Here is a 421-nt window from a genome sequence, read left to right on the forward strand (position 1 = left end):
CCACCGGGCTTTTTTCCATCCGCGAGGACAGATCTTAGTAGCTGCTGAACTTGTAGTTCAGGCCAGCGCGAACAACACCGAACTCGTTGTTCTTGCGGTTGCCGCCAAAGTCGAACTCGTTGACGAAGAAGCGATCGCTGCCGCGCTCCAGGCTCACGAACAAGCCTTCGATCTTGGCCGTCAGGTTGTTGGTGAAGGCGTACTCGACGCCGCCGCCGACTGTCCAGCCGCCGTTCGAGCTGCTGCTGTTGAAGCTGTTGCCGCCGACATCGCCGTAAGCGAAACCGCCGGTGGCGTAGATCAGAGCGCGATCGAAGGCGTAACCGGCACGCACGCGAACAGTACCGAAGTAGTTGTCGCTGCTCTTGTTGTTGAAGCCGAAGGTGCCCACGAACACGTCGTTGTTCCGGTGACCGAGGTC

1 protein-coding gene is annotated in these 421 nt (G+C 59.4%); it reads right to left on the bottom strand.

What is annotated here, in order from left to right:
* Positions 1 to 34: 34 nt before the first annotated feature.
* Positions 35 to 421 (bottom strand): outer membrane protein (locus AB4072_RS17140; RefSeq protein ID WP_441969943.1); only part of this gene is annotated, 387 nt, incomplete at its 5' end.

Origin of the sequence: Microvirga sp. 2MCAF38 (assembly GCF_052115485.1) — a bacterium.
Lineage (GTDB): Bacteria > Pseudomonadota > Alphaproteobacteria > Rhizobiales > Beijerinckiaceae > Microvirga.